This is a genomic window from Paraburkholderia sediminicola (assembly GCF_046026675.1).
Classification (GTDB): domain Bacteria; phylum Pseudomonadota; class Gammaproteobacteria; order Burkholderiales; family Burkholderiaceae; genus Paraburkholderia; species Paraburkholderia sediminicola_F.
The window spans coordinates 494,693-510,262 of record NZ_JAQQEY010000001.1; the positions used below are offsets into that span (position 1 = coordinate 494,693).

General features: G+C 62.8%; 12 protein-coding genes. 7 read left to right on the forward strand and 5 right to left on the reverse strand.

All coding sequences use genetic code 11. The features are described from left to right. Positions 1-127 precede the first annotated feature (127 nt). On the reverse strand, positions 128-523 hold the full coding sequence (locus tag PQQ86_RS02190; protein ID WP_408264574.1) for an acyl-CoA thioesterase: 396 nt from the start codon (positions 521-523) through the stop codon (positions 128-130). A 171-nt stretch (positions 524-694) separates the two neighbouring features. Here PQQ86_RS02190 and PQQ86_RS02195 point away from each other — a divergent pair, with 171 nt between their 5' ends. Further along, positions 695-2,584 carry an ABCB family ABC transporter ATP-binding protein/permease gene (locus tag PQQ86_RS02195; RefSeq protein ID WP_408264576.1) on the forward strand — a complete coding sequence of 630 codons (1,890 nt, stop codon included), beginning with the start codon at positions 695-697 and terminating at the stop codon, positions 2,582-2,584. A 69-nt stretch (positions 2,585-2,653) separates the two neighbouring features. Here the strand turns inward: PQQ86_RS02195 and murU are convergent, their stop codons facing one another. Together murU and PQQ86_RS02205 are read right to left on the reverse strand one after the other, a co-directional pair. After that, positions 2,654-3,367: an N-acetylmuramate alpha-1-phosphate uridylyltransferase MurU gene (gene murU, locus PQQ86_RS02200; RefSeq protein ID WP_408264578.1), complete on the reverse strand. Its 714-nt coding sequence runs from the start codon at positions 3,365-3,367 to the stop codon at positions 2,654-2,656. A 3-nt stretch (positions 3,368-3,370) separates the two neighbouring features. Continuing rightward, positions 3,371-4,462: an aminoglycoside phosphotransferase family protein gene (locus tag PQQ86_RS02205; RefSeq protein WP_408264580.1), complete on the reverse strand. Its 1,092-nt coding sequence runs from the start codon at positions 4,460-4,462 to the stop codon at positions 3,371-3,373. 221 nt (positions 4,463-4,683) lie between these two features. Between PQQ86_RS02205 and PQQ86_RS02210 the strand changes: the two genes are divergently transcribed. From PQQ86_RS02210 to rsmA, 4 genes are all read left to right on the forward strand, one after another. Then, positions 4,684-7,041 carry an LPS-assembly protein LptD gene (locus PQQ86_RS02210; RefSeq protein ID WP_408264582.1) on the forward strand — a complete coding sequence of 786 codons (2,358 nt, stop codon included), beginning with the start codon at positions 4,684-4,686 and terminating at the stop codon, positions 7,039-7,041. Positions 7,042-7,108: 67 nt separating this feature from the next. Next, positions 7,109-8,470, forward strand: a complete 1,362-nt coding sequence (locus tag PQQ86_RS02215; RefSeq protein WP_408264584.1) for a peptidylprolyl isomerase — start codon at positions 7,109-7,111, stop codon at positions 8,468-8,470. A 5-nt stretch (positions 8,471-8,475) separates the two neighbouring features. Continuing rightward, positions 8,476-9,486 (forward strand): 4-hydroxythreonine-4-phosphate dehydrogenase PdxA, encoded by a 1,011-nt coding sequence (gene pdxA / locus PQQ86_RS02220; protein ID WP_408264586.1) that lies wholly within the window; start codon positions 8,476-8,478, stop codon positions 9,484-9,486. A gap of 140 nt (positions 9,487-9,626) precedes the next feature. Then, complete coding sequence (rsmA, locus tag PQQ86_RS02225) at positions 9,627-10,499, forward strand: 16S rRNA (adenine(1518)-N(6)/adenine(1519)-N(6))-dimethyltransferase RsmA (RefSeq protein WP_408264588.1); 873 nt, start codon at positions 9,627-9,629, stop codon at positions 10,497-10,499. A 65-nt stretch (positions 10,500-10,564) separates the two neighbouring features. Here the strand turns inward: rsmA and PQQ86_RS02230 are convergent, their stop codons facing one another. After that, entirely contained in the window at positions 10,565-11,500 is a 936-nt protein-coding gene (locus tag PQQ86_RS02230) for a DMT family transporter (protein ID WP_408264590.1), read from the reverse strand. A gap of 355 nt (positions 11,501-11,855) precedes the next feature. Here PQQ86_RS02230 and PQQ86_RS02235 point away from each other — a divergent pair, with 355 nt between their 5' ends. Then, positions 11,856-12,965: a porin gene (locus tag PQQ86_RS02235; RefSeq protein WP_408264592.1), complete on the forward strand. Its 1,110-nt coding sequence runs from the start codon at positions 11,856-11,858 to the stop codon at positions 12,963-12,965. Positions 12,966-13,072: 107 nt separating this feature from the next. Here PQQ86_RS02235 and PQQ86_RS02240 read toward each other — a convergent pair whose 3' ends face one another. Continuing rightward, on the reverse strand, positions 13,073-14,419 hold the full coding sequence (locus tag PQQ86_RS02240) for an MFS transporter (RefSeq protein WP_408264594.1): 1,347 nt from the start codon (positions 14,417-14,419) through the stop codon (positions 13,073-13,075). A gap of 102 nt (positions 14,420-14,521) precedes the next feature. Here PQQ86_RS02240 and PQQ86_RS02245 point away from each other — a divergent pair, with 102 nt between their 5' ends. Next, positions 14,522-15,478: a LysR family transcriptional regulator gene (locus PQQ86_RS02245; RefSeq protein ID WP_408264596.1), complete on the forward strand. Its 957-nt coding sequence runs from the start codon at positions 14,522-14,524 to the stop codon at positions 15,476-15,478. The last annotated feature ends 92 nt before the right edge of the window (positions 15,479-15,570 follow it).

The following is a 15,570-nucleotide window of genomic DNA, read 5'->3' on the forward strand; positions in this document are numbered from 1 at the left end:
GCTAGCGCTGGGGATCCTGGCAAATGCAGCTTGGCAAATGCAGCTTGCAAGTACAACCCGGCAAAGTACGAAGTATGAAACCAAACGAGGCGCCCAGGCGCCTCGTTTTTCGTTCAAAGTCCGCCGTTCAATCCAGCACCGGCAACGCGCGCGGGCGCCGGTCGCTGTCGGTTGCGACGTAGGTCAGGGTTGCCTCGGTGACCTTCACGAGGTCTTCGGTCAGGCTCATGCGCTGCGCGTAAACCTCGACCGCCACCGTCACCGACGTGTTGCCCGTCTTGACGATATCCGCGTAGAAGCTCAGCAGATCGCCGACGAACACCGGCTGCTTGAAGACGAACGAATTGACCGCAATGGTCGCCACCCGCCCGTTGGCGCGGCGGCTTGCCGGAATCGAACCGGCGATATCCACTTGCGCCATGATCCAGCCGCCGAACACGTCGCCGTGGACATTCGCGTCAGATGGTTGCGGCATGACGCGCAGTGCGCAAGGCTTTTGCGGAAGTTGAAGGAGATCGGTCATGGGGATGAAAAGCGGCGCCAGCCAGCTTCTGCGACAATAGAAAGATCAGGAATTGTACGGGAAAGCGCCCAGCCGGGTCGCGCGACATAAAGCAGGATGCCAGCTTGGCACGCTGCCGGTCAGCGCGCCGCTGCGAACTCCGTCGCTTCCACACTCTCCCCAGCCGATCCCATGCGCCGTACGCCCTCGTCCGAACCTTCACCGATCTCGACCCAGCCGCGCAACGACTGGCAAACGATCCTGTCGCTGCTGCCCTACCTCGCCACCTATAAATGGCGCGTCGGCTTCGCGCTGAGCTGCCTGATCGGCGCGAAGGTCGCCAATCTCGGCGTGCCGATCGTGATGAAACGGATCGTCGACAGCCTCGCGTCGGTGCAGCATCTCACCGCGCTCGGCCGCGCACACGATTCGCCGGCCATCGTGCTGCTGGGCGGCGTCGGTTTGCTGGTGGTCGCCTACGCGGTGGTGCGGCTGTCCACGTCGCTCTTCACCGAATTGCGCGAAATCCTGTTTGCGAAGGTGACCGAAAGCGCGGTGCGGCAACTCGCGCTGAAAGTGTTCCGCCACTTGCATGCTCTGTCTTTGCGGTTCCATCTCGATCGGCAGACAGGCGGCATGTCGCGCGATATCGAACGCGGCACGCGCGGTATCACGCAATTGATTTCGTATTCGCTGTACAGCATTTTGCCGACACTGGTCGAAGTCGGCCTCGTGCTGGGTTTTTTCGTCGTCAAATATGAGGCCTATTACGCGATCGTCACGTTCATCGCGCTCGCCGTGTACATCACGTTCACCGTGAAAGTCACCGAGTGGCGCACGCATTTTCGCCGCACGATGAACGACCTCGATTCAAAGGCGAATTCGCGCGCGATCGATTCGCTGCTCAACTACGAGACAGTGAAGTACTTCGGCAATGAGGAGTGGGAAGCGCACCGTTACGACGAAAATCTCAAACGCTATCGCACGGCAGCGATCAAATCGCAGCGCTCCCTGTCGGCGCTGAACTTCGGACAGCAGGCGATCATTGGCACAGGGCTCGTGTTCATTCTGTGGCGCGCGACCGAAGGCGTGATGGCCGGGCGCCTCACGCTCGGCGATCTGGTGCTGATCAACACCTTCATGTTGCAGCTCTATATTCCGCTGAATTTTCTCGGCGTCGTGTATCGGGAACTGAAGCAAAGCCTTACCGACATGGACCGCATGTTCACGCTGCTTGGCGCAGCCCAGGAAGTGCCCGATGTGCCGGACGCGCCCGAGTTGCGGGTGAGCGGTGCGCAGGTGCGCTTCGAGCATGTGAACTTCTCGTATGAGCCGGCGCGGCAGATTCTGCACGACGTCAGCTTCACGATTCCGGCGGGCGCCACCACGGCGGTGGTCGGCCATAGCGGCTCGGGCAAATCGACGCTCGCGCGGCTGATGTTCCGCTTCTACGATCTGGACCGCGCGACGGGCGGCGCGATCACCATCGATGGTCAGGATATTCGCGACGTCACGCAGGATTCGCTGCGTGCTTCGATCGGCATCGTGCCGCAGGATACGGTGTTGTTCAACGATTCGATCTACTACAACATTGCTTATGGCCGTCCGTCGGCCACGCGCGAGGAAGTGATCGCGGCGGCGCGCGCAGCGCATATTCACGACTTCATCGAAGGGCTGCCGAAGGGGTACGAAACGCCGGTCGGCGAGCGCGGCCTGAAGTTGTCAGGTGGAGAAAAGCAGCGCGTGGCGATTGCGCGGACCATCCTCAAGAATCCGCCGATTCTGCTGTTCGACGAGGCGACGTCGGCGCTCGATTCGCGTTCGGAACGTGCGATCCAGCACGAGCTCGATCAGATCGCCCGCGAGCGTACGACGCTGATCATCGCGCACCGGCTTTCAACGGTCGTGCACGCGCAGCAGATCATCGTGATGGACAAAGGGCGGATCGTCGAACGTGGGACGTACGCCGAGCTGCTGCATGCGAACGGGTTGTTCGCGCAGATGTGGGCGTTGCAGCAGCAACGTGCCGCAGAGGCGCCGGAGTCGGCTGAAACGGTGGGTGCGGGGGATGGCGGCCGGTGAGTTTTGCGGCGGCGTTGGGCGGCGCGCTATCGCACGATCCGCACGGTGCCGCTCAACACCCTGCCGTACTCAGCGCGTGCTCACGCGCTGATCCAAAGCCTGCAGTTGCGCCGGCGTGCCGACGTTTTCCCACAATCCTTCATACAACTCGCCGCTCGCGAAACCGTTCGCAATCGTCTCGCGATAGTAAGGCGTCAGCGCGCGCCGCGCGCCGCGCGGCAGATCGCGAAACATGCGCGTGTCGTACAAACCGATATTGCCGAACGTGAAGCGTGGTTGCGTCTCGAGCGACAGCATGCCGCCGACCAGGCCAAAGTCGCCGTTCGGATGAAACGCCGGGTTCGGCACCATCACCAGATGCATACCGGGTTCGCGCAATGCCGCCAGCGTCTCAGCGCGAGCATTCAGCGCGGCGTAATCGAAATCCGCGTACACGTCACCGCTTACCGCGACGAACACTTCGCTAGCTCCCTCATCTTCGAGCAGCGGCAATGCCTGCACGATCCCGCCAGCAGTTTCCAATGCTTCATGTTCGGCCGAATAGCGCAATTGCACGCCCCAGATCGAACCGTCGCCGAGCGCCGCCTCGATCTGCTCGCCGAGCCACGCGTGATTGATCACAATGGTTTGAAAACCGGCGCGCGCGAGGCGTTCGATCTGCCACACGATCAACGGTTTGCCGCCTACTTCGAGCAAAGGCTTCGGGCACGTGTCGGTCAACGGACGCATGCGCTCGCCGCGCCCGGCGGCGAAGATCATCGCTTTCTTCAGAGACATCGTCATCGGTCAGAACGTGTAGCCGACTTCATTCGCGCGGCCTTCGAGTTCGTCGAGCAGCTTCGCGAACGGACGCAGCGGTGCGTAGCGTTCCGCGACCTTGCGGGCATAGCCGATGAAACGCGGCAGATCCTTCATGTAATGCGGCTTGCTGTCGCGGTAGTTGATCCGGCAGAACAGCCCCAGCACCTTGATGTGGCGTTGCAGACCCATCCATTCGAGCTGGCGGTAGAACTCGCCGAAATCCGGATCGACCGGCAGGCCGGCTTTTTTTGCGCGCTCCCAGTAGTACACGAAGCAATCCAGCTCGAACTCTTCGTCCCAACTGAGGAATGCATCGCGCAGCAACGAGGCGACGTCGTAAGTGATCGGGCCGTATACCGCGTCCTGGAAGTCCAGCACGCCGGGATTCACCGGGTTGGGGGCGGCCGCGACCATCAGATTGCGCGGCATGAAATCGCGCAGCATGAACACCTGCGGTTGCGCCCGGGCGCTCGCGATCAGCAGCGCGAAGGTGCGATCGAGCAGCGCACGGGTTTTGTCGTCGACCTCGCGGCCCAGATGGCGGCCGATGAACCACTCGGGCAGCAACTCCATCTCGCGGCGCAGGAAGGCTTCGTCGAACGGCGGCAGCACGCCTTCGCGCGAGGTGAGCTGCCAGCGGATCAGCGCATCGAGCGCGTCGCGCATCAGCGAGCGGGCGCGACGCGGGTCATCGCCGCTTTGCGCCCCGGTCAGCGCGCCGAGGTACGAATCGGTGCCCAGATCGGTGACGAGCATGAAGCCGGCGTCGAAATCGACCTCTAGCACGCGCGGCACATGCACGTTGGCGGCCTCGAGCAATTGTGCGATTTGCACAAATTCGCGGCACTTTTCGGGGGGCGGGGCATCGACGGCGATCAGGGTGCCGGCGCCTTCTCCTTCCGCCGCCTTACCGGCGAGCCTGAAATAGCGCCGGAAACTGGCGTCGGACGAAGCCGGCGCAAGTGTGCCGAGATCAAGCGCATAGGGCGCTGCATGGGCGTTCAGCCAGGCCTTGAGCAGTTCGAGGCGGCTGTCGGAGGAGTCTTGGGTAGCATTTTTGGCAGGGGGAAGCGTCATGAAAACCGGCAGCAAATTCAGAGGGGCAACGTCTTGCCATATAATACCCCACGACTTTTTTGACGCGACTCACGCCAGCTTTCGCGTGTCCGCTTTACCGCCCGCCTCATCGTTCGACAGATTGTAAATATTGATGTGCAGCCGACTGTCACGGTCGGGATGTGCAGGCGGTGGATCGTGACTACAAAAGCTGACGGACGGGCCGATTCGCCAAACGATACATGCCGCCTAGACAGCTTTCCCAAACGACCCCCTCTTGTGCTGTAGTTCCGCGCAAAAGGCGGCTCGTCGCGGCGTTGATCGCCGTTCCGGGCCTGATGCCCGCGCTTGCGCACGCCCAGTTGGTGGGGGAGGCCGCGCAGCCGCAGCCTATCGACGCGCCATGGGGCATGCAGCTCGCCCCGCAGCTCGAAGAACATCCATTGCAGGCGGGCCAGAAGGCGGCCACCTTCGTACTCGGCGACACGACGACCGGCACCACCGACCAGGACATGGCCGCGAAAGGCTCGGCCGAGGTGCGGCGCAATACCTTCGTGATCAAGGCCGACGCGCTGCACTACGATCAGGACACGGACATGGCCGACGCTTACGGCCAGGTTCACCTGAACAACAACGGCGCCAGGTTTGCCGGCCCGGAAGCGCATCTGCGGGTGGACTCGAGCGAAGGCTTCATGTCCGCACCGAAGTACCACTTCAATGTGACGGGTGGCTCGGGCAGCGCGGAGCGCGTCGACCTGCTCGACAGCGAGCGCTCGGTGTTCACGAAGGGCACGTACACGGCTTGCTCGTGCACGGACAATCCCGCCTGGTATATCAAGGGTAGCGAGTTCGATTTCGACACCGGCGCGGACGAAGGCGTTGCGTACAACAGCGTGCTGTTCTTCCAGGGCGTGCCGGTATTCGCTTCGCCGTGGCTGTCGTTCCCACTATCGGGCGAACGGCGCAGCGGGATTCTGCCGCCCACGTTCTCGCTCAGTTCGTCGAACGGTTTCGAACTGTCGGTGCCGTACTACTTCAACATCGCGCCGAATCGGGATCTGACGGTGACGCCGCGGCTGATCTCGAAGCGCGGCGTGCAGTTGCAGTCAACCTTCCGTTATCTGTCGCCCACCTACTCGGGCTCGATCACCGGTGAATACCTGCCGGACGACCGACTGACGAAGACCAACCGCTACGCGCTGTACATCCAGCACAACCAGAACTTCGGTAACGGGTTCGGCGGTTACATCTACTACAACAAGGTCTCGGACAACACGTATCCGGAAGACCTGTCGTCGTCGGTCAGTCAGTTCATGAACGGCACCCAGCTCCTGTATCAACAGGAAGCCGGGTTGACCTATAACAACGGCCCATGGTCCGTGCTCGCCCGTGAACAGCACTGGCAGACGCTGACGCCTTCGGTGGCGCCGTACGGCCGCGAGCCGCAGTTGAACGTGAAGTACGCGAAGTACAACGTCGGCGGTTTCGACTACGGCGCGGAAGCCGACTACACGAATTTCCGCATCACCACCGCGGACACGACCCAAGGTCAGCGGGTGATGTTCAACCCGTACCTGTCGTATTCGGTGGTCGGGCCGGGTTACTTCGTTACGCCGAAGGTGCAGTGGCACTTTGCGTCGTACAACCTGAACAATATCGCTACAGCCGGTACGCCGAAGAATTTCACCGAGTCGATCCCGACGCTCTCCTTCGATACCGGGCTGATTTTCGACCGTTCGGTGCGGATCTTCGGCGAGGATTACATCCAGACGCTGGAGCCGCGGCTCTACTACGTCTACACGCCGTACCGCAACCAGGAAAACGCGCCGCTGTTCGATACGGCCGACTCCGACTTCGGGCTGGCGGAAATCTTCACGCCGAACACGTTCGTCGGTAACGACCGGATCGCCGACGCGAATCGCCTGACCGCGGCGATTACCACGCGCTTCATCAACCCGGCCACGGGCGACGAGCGCGCGCGTTTCGTGATCGCGCAGCAGTATTACTTCCAGGACCAGCGCGTCACGCTGCTGCCTACGCAGACCAGTACGCAGGCCACCCATTCGGACCTGATCGCGGGTGCGTCGCTCAAGCTCGGCGCCGGTTTCGCGTCGGAAACTGCGTTCCAATATAATGCCGACAACAACCAGTTGACGAAGACGAGCATCGGCTTCGGGTTCAGTCCGGCTAGCGGCAAGGTGATCAATGTCGCGTATCGCTACACCCGCGCGAACACCACGCTGGATAACCAGCCGATCAACCAGGTGCTGATTTCGGGGCAGTGGCCGTTGACGCACCGTGTGTACGGGGTAGGCCGTTTCAATTACGACCTGGGCGGGCATCGGATCGTCGACGGTCTGGTCGGCCTGCAATACGACGCCGACTGCTGGACGCTCGGCGCCGGGATCCAGCGCTATGCGAACGGTCTGAATACGTCGGGGCAGAATCAGTCGAGCACGCGGTTTCTCGCGCAGTTGACGTTCAAAGGCTTGTCGAGCGTCGACAACGGGCTGATTTCCGCGTTCCGCAGCAGCGTGGCGGGCTATACGCCGTTGCCGCCGCCGCCGCCGCCGGAAGCGCGTTTCACCAATTACGAATGACGCTCGCCCGATCATTTATAGCATGCGAAAAGACGGGCCAGGCGCGCCCGACATCATTGGAGTATCTGTGGCAATCATGAAAAAGCTTCGCTTGGCAACGCTTGCGGCCGGTCTTGTCGCCGCGGCGTCTTTCCTGTCGGTTGCGCCGGTTCAGGCGCAAGCGCTGTCCGGCAATAGCGGCCAGACGGTCGACACCATTGCCGCAGTGGTCAACAACGGTGTCATTACGCGGCGCGAGCTCGACGACCGCATCGGCTTGATCACCCGCCGGCTGAACCAGCAGAACGCGCCGGTCCCGCCGATGGACCAGTTGCGCCAGCAGGTGCTCAACCAGATGGTGCTGGAACGCATCCAGCTGCAGAAGGCGAAAGAAGACGGCATCAACATCGACGACGCCGCGGTGCAAAAAACGCTCGAGCGGCTCGCGCAGGCGAACAACCTGACACTCGACATGTACCGTGCGCGTATCGAGGCGCAAGGCGTGCCCTGGACCACCTTCACGAACGACGCGCGCACCGAGCTCACACTCTCGCGTCTGCGTGAGAAGGAAGTGGACAGCAAGGTCACGGTGTCGGACGCCGAGGTCGCGAACTACATCGCCAGCCAGCGCGGACCGAACTCCGGGCTGACGAGCGATCTGCACATTCAGCACATCTTCCTGAAGGCGCCGCTGAACGCCTCGGAAACCGACATCGAAGCCGCGCAGAAAAAGGCTCAGGCCCTGCTCACCGAAGCCAAGGGTGGCGGCAACTTCGAAAAGCTGGCGAAGGCGAATTCGCAAGCGCCGGATGCCTCGAAAGGCGGCGATACGGGTTTCGTGACGCCGTCCAAGCTGCCGCCTGAGTTCGTCAAGGCCGCCTCGGCGCTGCGCCCGGGCGAGATCAGCCCGGATCTGATCCGTACCAACGACGGCTTCGAAATCGTGCGCCTCGTCGATCGTCGCGCGGGCCAGGGTACCAGCTCCGATGCACCGAAGCTCGTACAGACGCACGTTCGCCACATTCTGCTGCGCGTCGGCGACGGCATGTCCGAGCCGCAAGCGCGTCAGAAGCTGCTTGAAATCAAGAACCAGATCGCCGCAGGCGGCGACTTCGCAAAGTTCGCCCATACCTACTCGCAAGACGGTTCGTCGTCGCAAGGCGGCGACCTCGGCTGGATCAGCCCGGGCGAGACGGTGCCGGAATTCGAGCGCGCCATGAACAACCTGCAGGACGGTCAGATCAGCGACCCGGTGCGCAGCGAATACGGCTATCACCTGATTCAGGTGCTGGCTCGTCGTGAAGCGGAAGGCTCGGTTTCGCAGCAGATGGATCTGGCGCGTCAGGCAATCGGCCAGCGCAAGGCGGAACAGGCCTACGCCGACTGGTTGCGCGAACTGCGCGACACTGCCTATGTGGAAGTGAAGCCGCAGTTGACGAGCGCGCAATAAACGTCATGACAACCGCCGCGCAGTCCACCAGCCTGCCGTTGCAGATCGCGATCACGACCGGCGAGCCTGCCGGCGTTGGTCCCGAACTGACCGTGCAGGCGCTGGCGGGCGCGGCGGCGCATTGGCCCGGCGCAGAGTTCACCGTGTTGGGCGATGCGGATTTGCTGGCTGAGCGGGCGCAGGCGGTAGGCGTCGATTGGACTACGCTGGTGGCGGATGGCAAGCGCGTGCGGGTGCAGCATCGGCCGCTCGGCGCACCCTCGCTGGCCGGCAAGTTGAACGCCGCCAATGGCCGCTACGTGCTCGATCTGCTCGACAGCGCGATCGACGGCGCCGTGGCCGGCAGGTTCGACGCCATCGTTACGGCGCCGCTGCAAAAAAGCACCATCAACGATGCCGGTGTACCGTTCACCGGCCACACGGAATACCTCGCCGAGCGCACGCACACGCCGCGCGTGGTGATGATGCTGGCCGGCACGGGCAAGCGCCCGTTGCGCGTTGCCCTCGCTACCACGCATCTGCCGCTCAAAGACGTGTCCGCCGCGCTGACGATCGAAGGTATCGTCGAGACGCTGCGCATCGTCGATCACGATCTGCGCCACCACTTTGGTCTGCCTGCGCCGCGCATCCTCGTGACGGGGTTGAACCCGCATGCGGGCGAGAACGGTTATCTGGGCCGCGAGGAAATCGAGGTGATTTCTCCCGCTCTGAAGCTCGCGAACGATCAAGGCATCGACGCGCCTGGCCCCTATCCGGCAGACACCTTGTTCCAGCCGCGTTATCTGGAGCAGGCCGACTGCGTGCTGGCGATGTTTCACGACCAGGGCCTGCCGGTGTTGAAGTACGCAACGTTCGGCGAAGGCATCAACATCACGCTCGGCTTGCCGATCATCCGCACTTCGGTCGATCACGGCACCGCGCTCGATCTGGCCGGCACCGGCCGCGCCGACTCGGGCAGTCTGATCGCCGCGATCGATACGGCGGTTTCGATGGCGCAACACCGCCGCGCGGGCTGATCCAGCGATCGCGGCGCGGTTTGGTCCGCGCTTTTCTGGGTTTTCCGGGTGCCTGACGTTTGCGCGTTCTTTGCGCATCCGTTGCGTGTATTCCTGGTTTGTTCCTATTCTTAAGCAGTTCTCTTTTTAGCGTTTCTTCGATGTCCACCAGCAGACAGCAACCGGGCCGGCACCAAGGCCATATCGCGCGCAAGCGTTTCGGACAGAATTTTCTGGTCGATATGGGCGTGATCGATTCGATCGTCGACGTGATCCGGCCGCAGCGCGGCGAGCGCATGGTCGAGATCGGGCCGGGGCTTGGCGCGCTCACCGAACCGCTGATCGGGCGTCTGGCGACGCCCGAAGCGCCGTTGCACGCCGTCGAGCTGGATCGCGATCTGATCGGCCGCCTCAAGACAAAATTCGGCGACCTGCTCGAACTGCATGCGGGCGATGCACTCGCGTTCGACTTTGGCACGTTGGCCACACCGGGCGAGAAGGCGTCGCTGCGCATTGTCGGCAATCTGCCGTACAACATTTCGAGCCCGTTGCTGTTTCATCTGACCGCATTCGCGGATCGCGTGATCGATCAGCATTTCATGTTGCAGAACGAAGTCGTCGAGCGGATGGTGGCGGAACCGGGCACCAAGGCGTTCAGCCGCCTCTCGGTGATGCTCCAGTACCGCTACGTGATCGACAAGCAACTCGACGTGCCGCCTGAAGCATTCAATCCACCGCCGAAGGTCGATTCGGCGATCGTGCGGATGATCCCGTACGAAGTGCATGAACTGCCGGCCGTGGACGAGCGCGTGCTCGGCGAAGTGGTGACGGCGGCTTTCTCGCAGCGCCGCAAGATGTTGCGTAATACCCTGGCCGCGTTTCGTGACTCGGTGGATTTCGAGGCGCTTGGCTTCGATCTGCAACGCCGCGCCGAAGATGTGCCGGTGGCGGAATATGTGCGCGTCGCGCAGATCGTGGCGGCTTCGCCGTCGCGTGGCGCCGCGGCCGCGGAAACTGGGACTGACGACGCCTGAGTGGCGTTGCGCGGTCTTGAAGGAAGCGCGCTGCGTCCTGCAGCGCGCGTAAAACGCCTGACGCCTTAAGCGGCGACCCGCTTCGCCGGCAGGTTGACCAGCGCGATGCCGGTCAGCACCAGCGCCGCGGCCATCAGAAAGCGCAGGCTGAACGACTCGCCGAGCAAGAGCACGCCGAAGGTCACGCCGAACAACGGCGTCAGGAACGAAAACACCGAAAGGCGCGACGCGATGTAGCGCGTCAACAGCCAAAACCACAGCAGATAGCTGACGAACGCCACGACCACCGCCTGGTACGCGAGGCTCATCACCGCCAGTGGCGTGACGGTTTCCACGCGCGCCTGCCCGAGCCCCAGCGCGAGCGCGAGCAGCACCACCGCCGACACCGCCAGTTGATAGAACAGCGTCTTGCTGGCGCTCGTGCAAGCGAGACGCGTGGCGCGCACCACCACGGTGGTCGCGGCCCATGTGATGCCGCCCAGCACGCCGAGCGCGTCGCCGGCAACGCCCGTCAGCGTCGAGCTCTGCGCCCCATGGCCATGCAGGAAGCCGTCGGCGAACGCCAGCGCGATGCCGGCAAACGCCACCAGGATGCCGAGCCACTGAGTGCGGCGCAGGCGCTCGCCGTCGACGAACCAGTGCAGCCCGAGTGCTGTGAAGCACGGTGCGGTGTACAGAAAGACCGCCATACGCGAAGCGCTGGTCAGCGTCAGGCCGAGAAAAATGCACACGAATTCCCCAGCGAACAGCACGCCTGCGAGCAAGCCGGCGCCCAATGTGCCGTCGTCGCGAAAGAGCGGCGTACCGCGCGAGCGCGCCCAGCCCCATACGAGCACAGCCGCGAACGCCGAGCGCAAACCCGCCTGGAATACCGGTGGCAGTGCCGCGTTGGTGCTTTTGATCGCAACCTGCTGGAGTCCCCAGATCGCGCACAGCCCAATCATAAGAAGGATGGCGAAGCTATCCAGGGTGCGGCGCGTGGACAGGGCGGTGGTGCTCATGGGTTTTGCAGGGTCGAGATCATAAGTCATACGATATCAAAGCCATCTGCCCCGTAATGCGATGACCCCATCGCCTACGCGTGCTTCTTTCAGGCTGCAAGCACTTCGATGACATAACAACACTTACTTCAGTCTATTTTCTTACAGCCCCTATTTCGCGCTAAGGTTCACCCACACGCATTTCGTCAGCTTATTCAAACAGTCTGAATTGGCTGTCGTGCCAGGTTCCGACGCGGACTTCGCATCCTACCTGTCGATTTGCGCGGCCTCAGATGAACAGCGTGCCGGTACTTTGCAGCAGGCGTGGCGGTGTCGAAATATCCGTGAAAAGCGGGAATCTGTATGAGGAGACGAAATGAAGCGCGTAAGCAGGTGGGCGATGGCGGTGGTGCCGGCAGCGCTGGCGTGTCAAATGGCGCACGCTCAGTCGAGCGTGACGCTCTACGGCGTGATTGACGAAAGTGTGCATTATCTGACCCACGCAAACCAGGCCGGCGATTCGTCGATCGGACTCGGTAACGGCGGCATGACGGAAAGCCGCTGGGGGATAAGGGGCGTCGAGGATCTGGGCGGTGGCTGGTCTACGTTCTTCAAGCTCGAAAACCGCTTCTACATGAATACCGGCCAAAGCGATCCCACCTTGCCGTTCTTCAATGAAGCGCAAGTGGGCGTGCGCTCGGATTCCCTTGGCCAGGTGATCTTCGGCCGTCAGTACAACGTGATGATCGAGGGCATAACCATCGGCGGCTACGGCAGCAATATCTGGATTCCGTACGATTTCAGCTTCCAGCCGGAAGTGACGATGACAGGCGGCATCTGGACCAGCAACCAGGTGCAGTATCAGGCGAAATATAACGGTTTCCATGTTGCCGCCGGCTACGCATTCGGTGGCAACGCGGGCAATTCGTACGGCAGCCAGATCGGCATGGCGCTGGCTTACGCACCGGGTGGGCCGTTCACCTTCGGCGGCGCATATCAGGAGTCGAAAGATTCGGTCAACGGCGCGGCTGCGAAAGCGTGGACCTTCGGCGGGTCGTACACGTGGAACCTGACCCGGTTCTCCGTCGGCTATATCGTCGATCAGAATGACGCCGGTTTTTCGAATTTCGCCAATGGGCCGTTCACCGCGCCCGCGTTGGCCGCGCTCAAATACACGGACTTTTCGCGCCGCCGCATGATCATGGGCGGCATCACGCAGCAGGTCGGCAACAAGTGGCACTTCGCAGCGAATGTCTGGCGTACGCTGCAGGACGGCAAAACCGCCGCGCAGAACGGTTCGGCCTGGCAGTACCAACTGGTCGCCGACTACAACTTGTCTCTGCGTACCGATATCTATCTGGAAGGCGATTACTCGCTGTACAGGGGCGACCTGATCGGCGCGCAGTTGCAGGGCGTCAACGGTATCGGGCTTGCGCAGAAGGGTAGCCAGATTGGCCTGATGGCGGGCGTGCGGCATCAGTTCTGAGCACTTACCAACTCCAGCGCGCGCCCAGGTTGCCCTCCACCGTGCTGCGGTGTTCGCCGTTCACGTTCATCGTGTAACTCGCGGTGGCGAACGCGCTGCCGCGTGTCTTACCCCGGTGTGCCTTCCATGCGCCGCTTCGACCGTTGTGGATCGATCAACGCGAAACCTGCCGTACCCACGATCAGCAGCAACGTGCCGGTTACCGCGAATCCGATCTCATAGCCACGCACGTCGCCTGCCGCGCCGAGCAGCTTGCCCATCGCGACGGGGCCGATCAGTCCGGCGGTGGTAACGATCGAGTTGGTGATCGCGAGCAGGGCACCGCGCCGCGCCACTGGCGCGACTTCGGCGACTAGCATCGGACCGAAGGTGAACGTCTGGATCGCCAACGCGCTGGCTAGCCCCATCAACGCGACTTTGACGAACGGCGGCGCACCGAACAGCAGTGAGCAGTACGCCAACCCGCTCACCACACATGCCGCACTGATCAGTTTGCCGCGCGCCACCTTCGACGGCACGCCGCGTTTGAGCATTCGATGCGAAGCCATCGCGAGCGCGATGCCAAGCGGGATCTGCGCTGCGACTTGCAGCGCGAACAACCAGCCCGCCTGGGTCGCGCCAAAGCCGAGGCCGAGTCGGAAATACGCGGGCACCCACGTGAAACCGATCGCGATCACCGCATAGCCAACAAAGCATTGCAGCATCACGCCGATAACCGTGCGGTCGCTCAGCATGCGCCGAAAGCGTAATGACGCAGCACGTGGATCGGCCGCTGCGGCGGCAAACGCGGGTGAAGGGTTGTGCTGACGATTGCCCGTCTTGCCGAGGCACAGCCATAAAACGGTCCAGGCGATGCCGACAGCGCCGAGCGTGAGAAATGTCGCGTGCCAGTGCCACCGCTGCGAGATATAGGTGAGCAACGGCCCGGCGATGATGACGCCGGCAGTCGCCCCTTGTTGAACGATGGCCGTGGGGAGATTGCGTTCGTGGTCGTCGAACCAGGTGTAGACCAAATGCAACGCGAGCGGCGAGGCCGGCCCTTCGCCCGCTCCCAGCAGAACGCGGCACAGCAGCAGCACGGCCAAGCTGGTCGGCCATGCGAGCGGCAACTGCGCTACCGCCCAGATCAGCGCAAGCGCGGCGAGCAGCCATTTCATATTGACGCGGTCGGCGATCAGACCGACGGCGATACCCGAGATCGAGAACAACAGGAAAAATGCGCTGCCGACGAGGCCGAACTGACTGTGCGTCAACTGCATGTCATGCATCAGCGGGATCGCGACCAGACCGAGCACGGCCTTGTCGGCGAAGTTGATCAGCATGAACAGGAACAGTGAGGCGACGATCACCCAGCGGCGGCCTTGCACGGTCTCGCGTGCCTGGGTGGGATAAGCCGACGCTGTGTCGGCGGCAAGCGCCGTGCAGCGCTTCGTGCTGCTGAGGAAAGTGGGCAAAACGTGTCTCCATTTCTGGCGCGGGGCGCTGGGTTTTCGCCCATTTGAGGTGGTATAACTGAATTGTTCAAGTGCATTCTCGTTATCGGGAGCTTGCAAACTATGCATGAGGTCAATTCCCGCCGCCTTACCCATCTGATCGCACTCGCCGAGGAAGGCAGCTTTGCGCGCGCGGCAGAGCGCGTTCATCTGAGTCAGCCCGCATTGAGCCGCAGCATTCAGGCGCTCGAAGAGGAAGTCGGCATGAAGCTGTTCGACCGTGCCGCACGCGGCGTCGCGATGACGGCGGCCGGGCGGCTGCTGGTCGAGCGCGCCCGGCGCGTGCTGTTCGAGACGCGCTGCCTGTTCCGCGACGTCGAACTGCTTAAAGCGCACGAGCTCGGCGAGGTGCGCATCGGCCTCGGGCCCTATGCGGCCGTCGTGCTGCTGCCGGACCTGCTGGTGGAGTTCACGCGGCGCTTTCCGAAGATCAAGGTGTCGATTGAACTCGGCGAAGGCGATGCGCTGTTTGCCAAGCTGCGCGCCGAACAGGTCGACTTTCTCGTCACCGACCGCCGTGTGCCGCCCGTGACGCCCGATGTCACGTTGCAGCGTCTGCCGCGTCACGAAGGCGGCTGGTTCGCGCGGCCGGACCACCCCTTGTTTGCGCGCGGTACGGTGCAGCTCGCAGCGTTGCGCGAGTTCCCGCTGGTCTCGGTGACCTTGCCCGCGTTCATGAAGGACGCCCTGCATCGCCTGCTGAAGTACCGTGCGCACGAGCAGATCCCGTTGCAGATCGAGTGTAACGACGTGGCGGTGCTGAAGGACGTCGTGGCGCAGACCGATGCCGTGCTGTTTTCCACGGCGTCCGCAGTGCGGCGCGATCTGGAGATGCAACGGCTGGCGCGCATTCCGCTTGTCAACCCGCCGCGTCTCGCGCTGGAATTCGCGCTGGTGTATCTGGCCGAGCGCACGCCTTCGCCTGCCGCGTATTCCGCGTTGGGACTCGCTGAACAGGTGATGGAGGACGCCAACCGCGCCGCGCGTGGCTTGCTGCATCCCGACTCATTGGCGACATGAAGGGAGCGCTGAACGGCCGGCCGGTTGATCGCATGGCCGGCCCCCGTGATTACCCTGGATGCGGTTGACACAGCGGTCCCAATCGCGGACGA

Excerpts from the sequence above, each read along its gene's own strand:
- PQQ86_RS02195 (WP_408264576.1), top strand. The coding sequence starts at position 695 with ATGCGCCGTACGCCCTCGTCCGAACCTTCACCGATCTCGACCCAGCCG.
- pdxA (WP_408264586.1), top strand. The coding sequence starts at position 8,476 with ATGACAACCGCCGCGCAGTCCACCAGCCTGCCGTTGCAGATCGCGATC.
- rsmA (WP_408264588.1), top strand. The coding sequence starts at position 9,627 with ATGTCCACCAGCAGACAGCAACCGGGCCGGCACCAAGGCCATATCGCG.
- PQQ86_RS02210 (WP_408264582.1), top strand. The coding sequence starts at position 4,684 with ATGCCGCCTAGACAGCTTTCCCAAACGACCCCCTCTTGTGCTGTAGTT.
- PQQ86_RS02205 (WP_408264580.1), bottom strand. The coding sequence starts at position 4,462 with ATGACGCTTCCCCCTGCCAAAAATGCTACCCAAGACTCCTCCGACAGC.
- PQQ86_RS02235 (WP_408264592.1), top strand. The coding sequence starts at position 11,856 with ATGAAGCGCGTAAGCAGGTGGGCGATGGCGGTGGTGCCGGCAGCGCTG.
- PQQ86_RS02245 (WP_408264596.1), top strand. The coding sequence starts at position 14,522 with ATGCATGAGGTCAATTCCCGCCGCCTTACCCATCTGATCGCACTCGCC.
- murU (WP_408264578.1), bottom strand. The coding sequence starts at position 3,367 with ATGACGATGTCTCTGAAGAAAGCGATGATCTTCGCCGCCGGGCGCGGC.
- PQQ86_RS02190 (WP_408264574.1), bottom strand. The coding sequence starts at position 523 with ATGACCGATCTCCTTCAACTTCCGCAAAAGCCTTGCGCACTGCGCGTC.
- PQQ86_RS02230 (WP_408264590.1), bottom strand. The coding sequence starts at position 11,500 with ATGAGCACCACCGCCCTGTCCACGCGCCGCACCCTGGATAGCTTCGCC.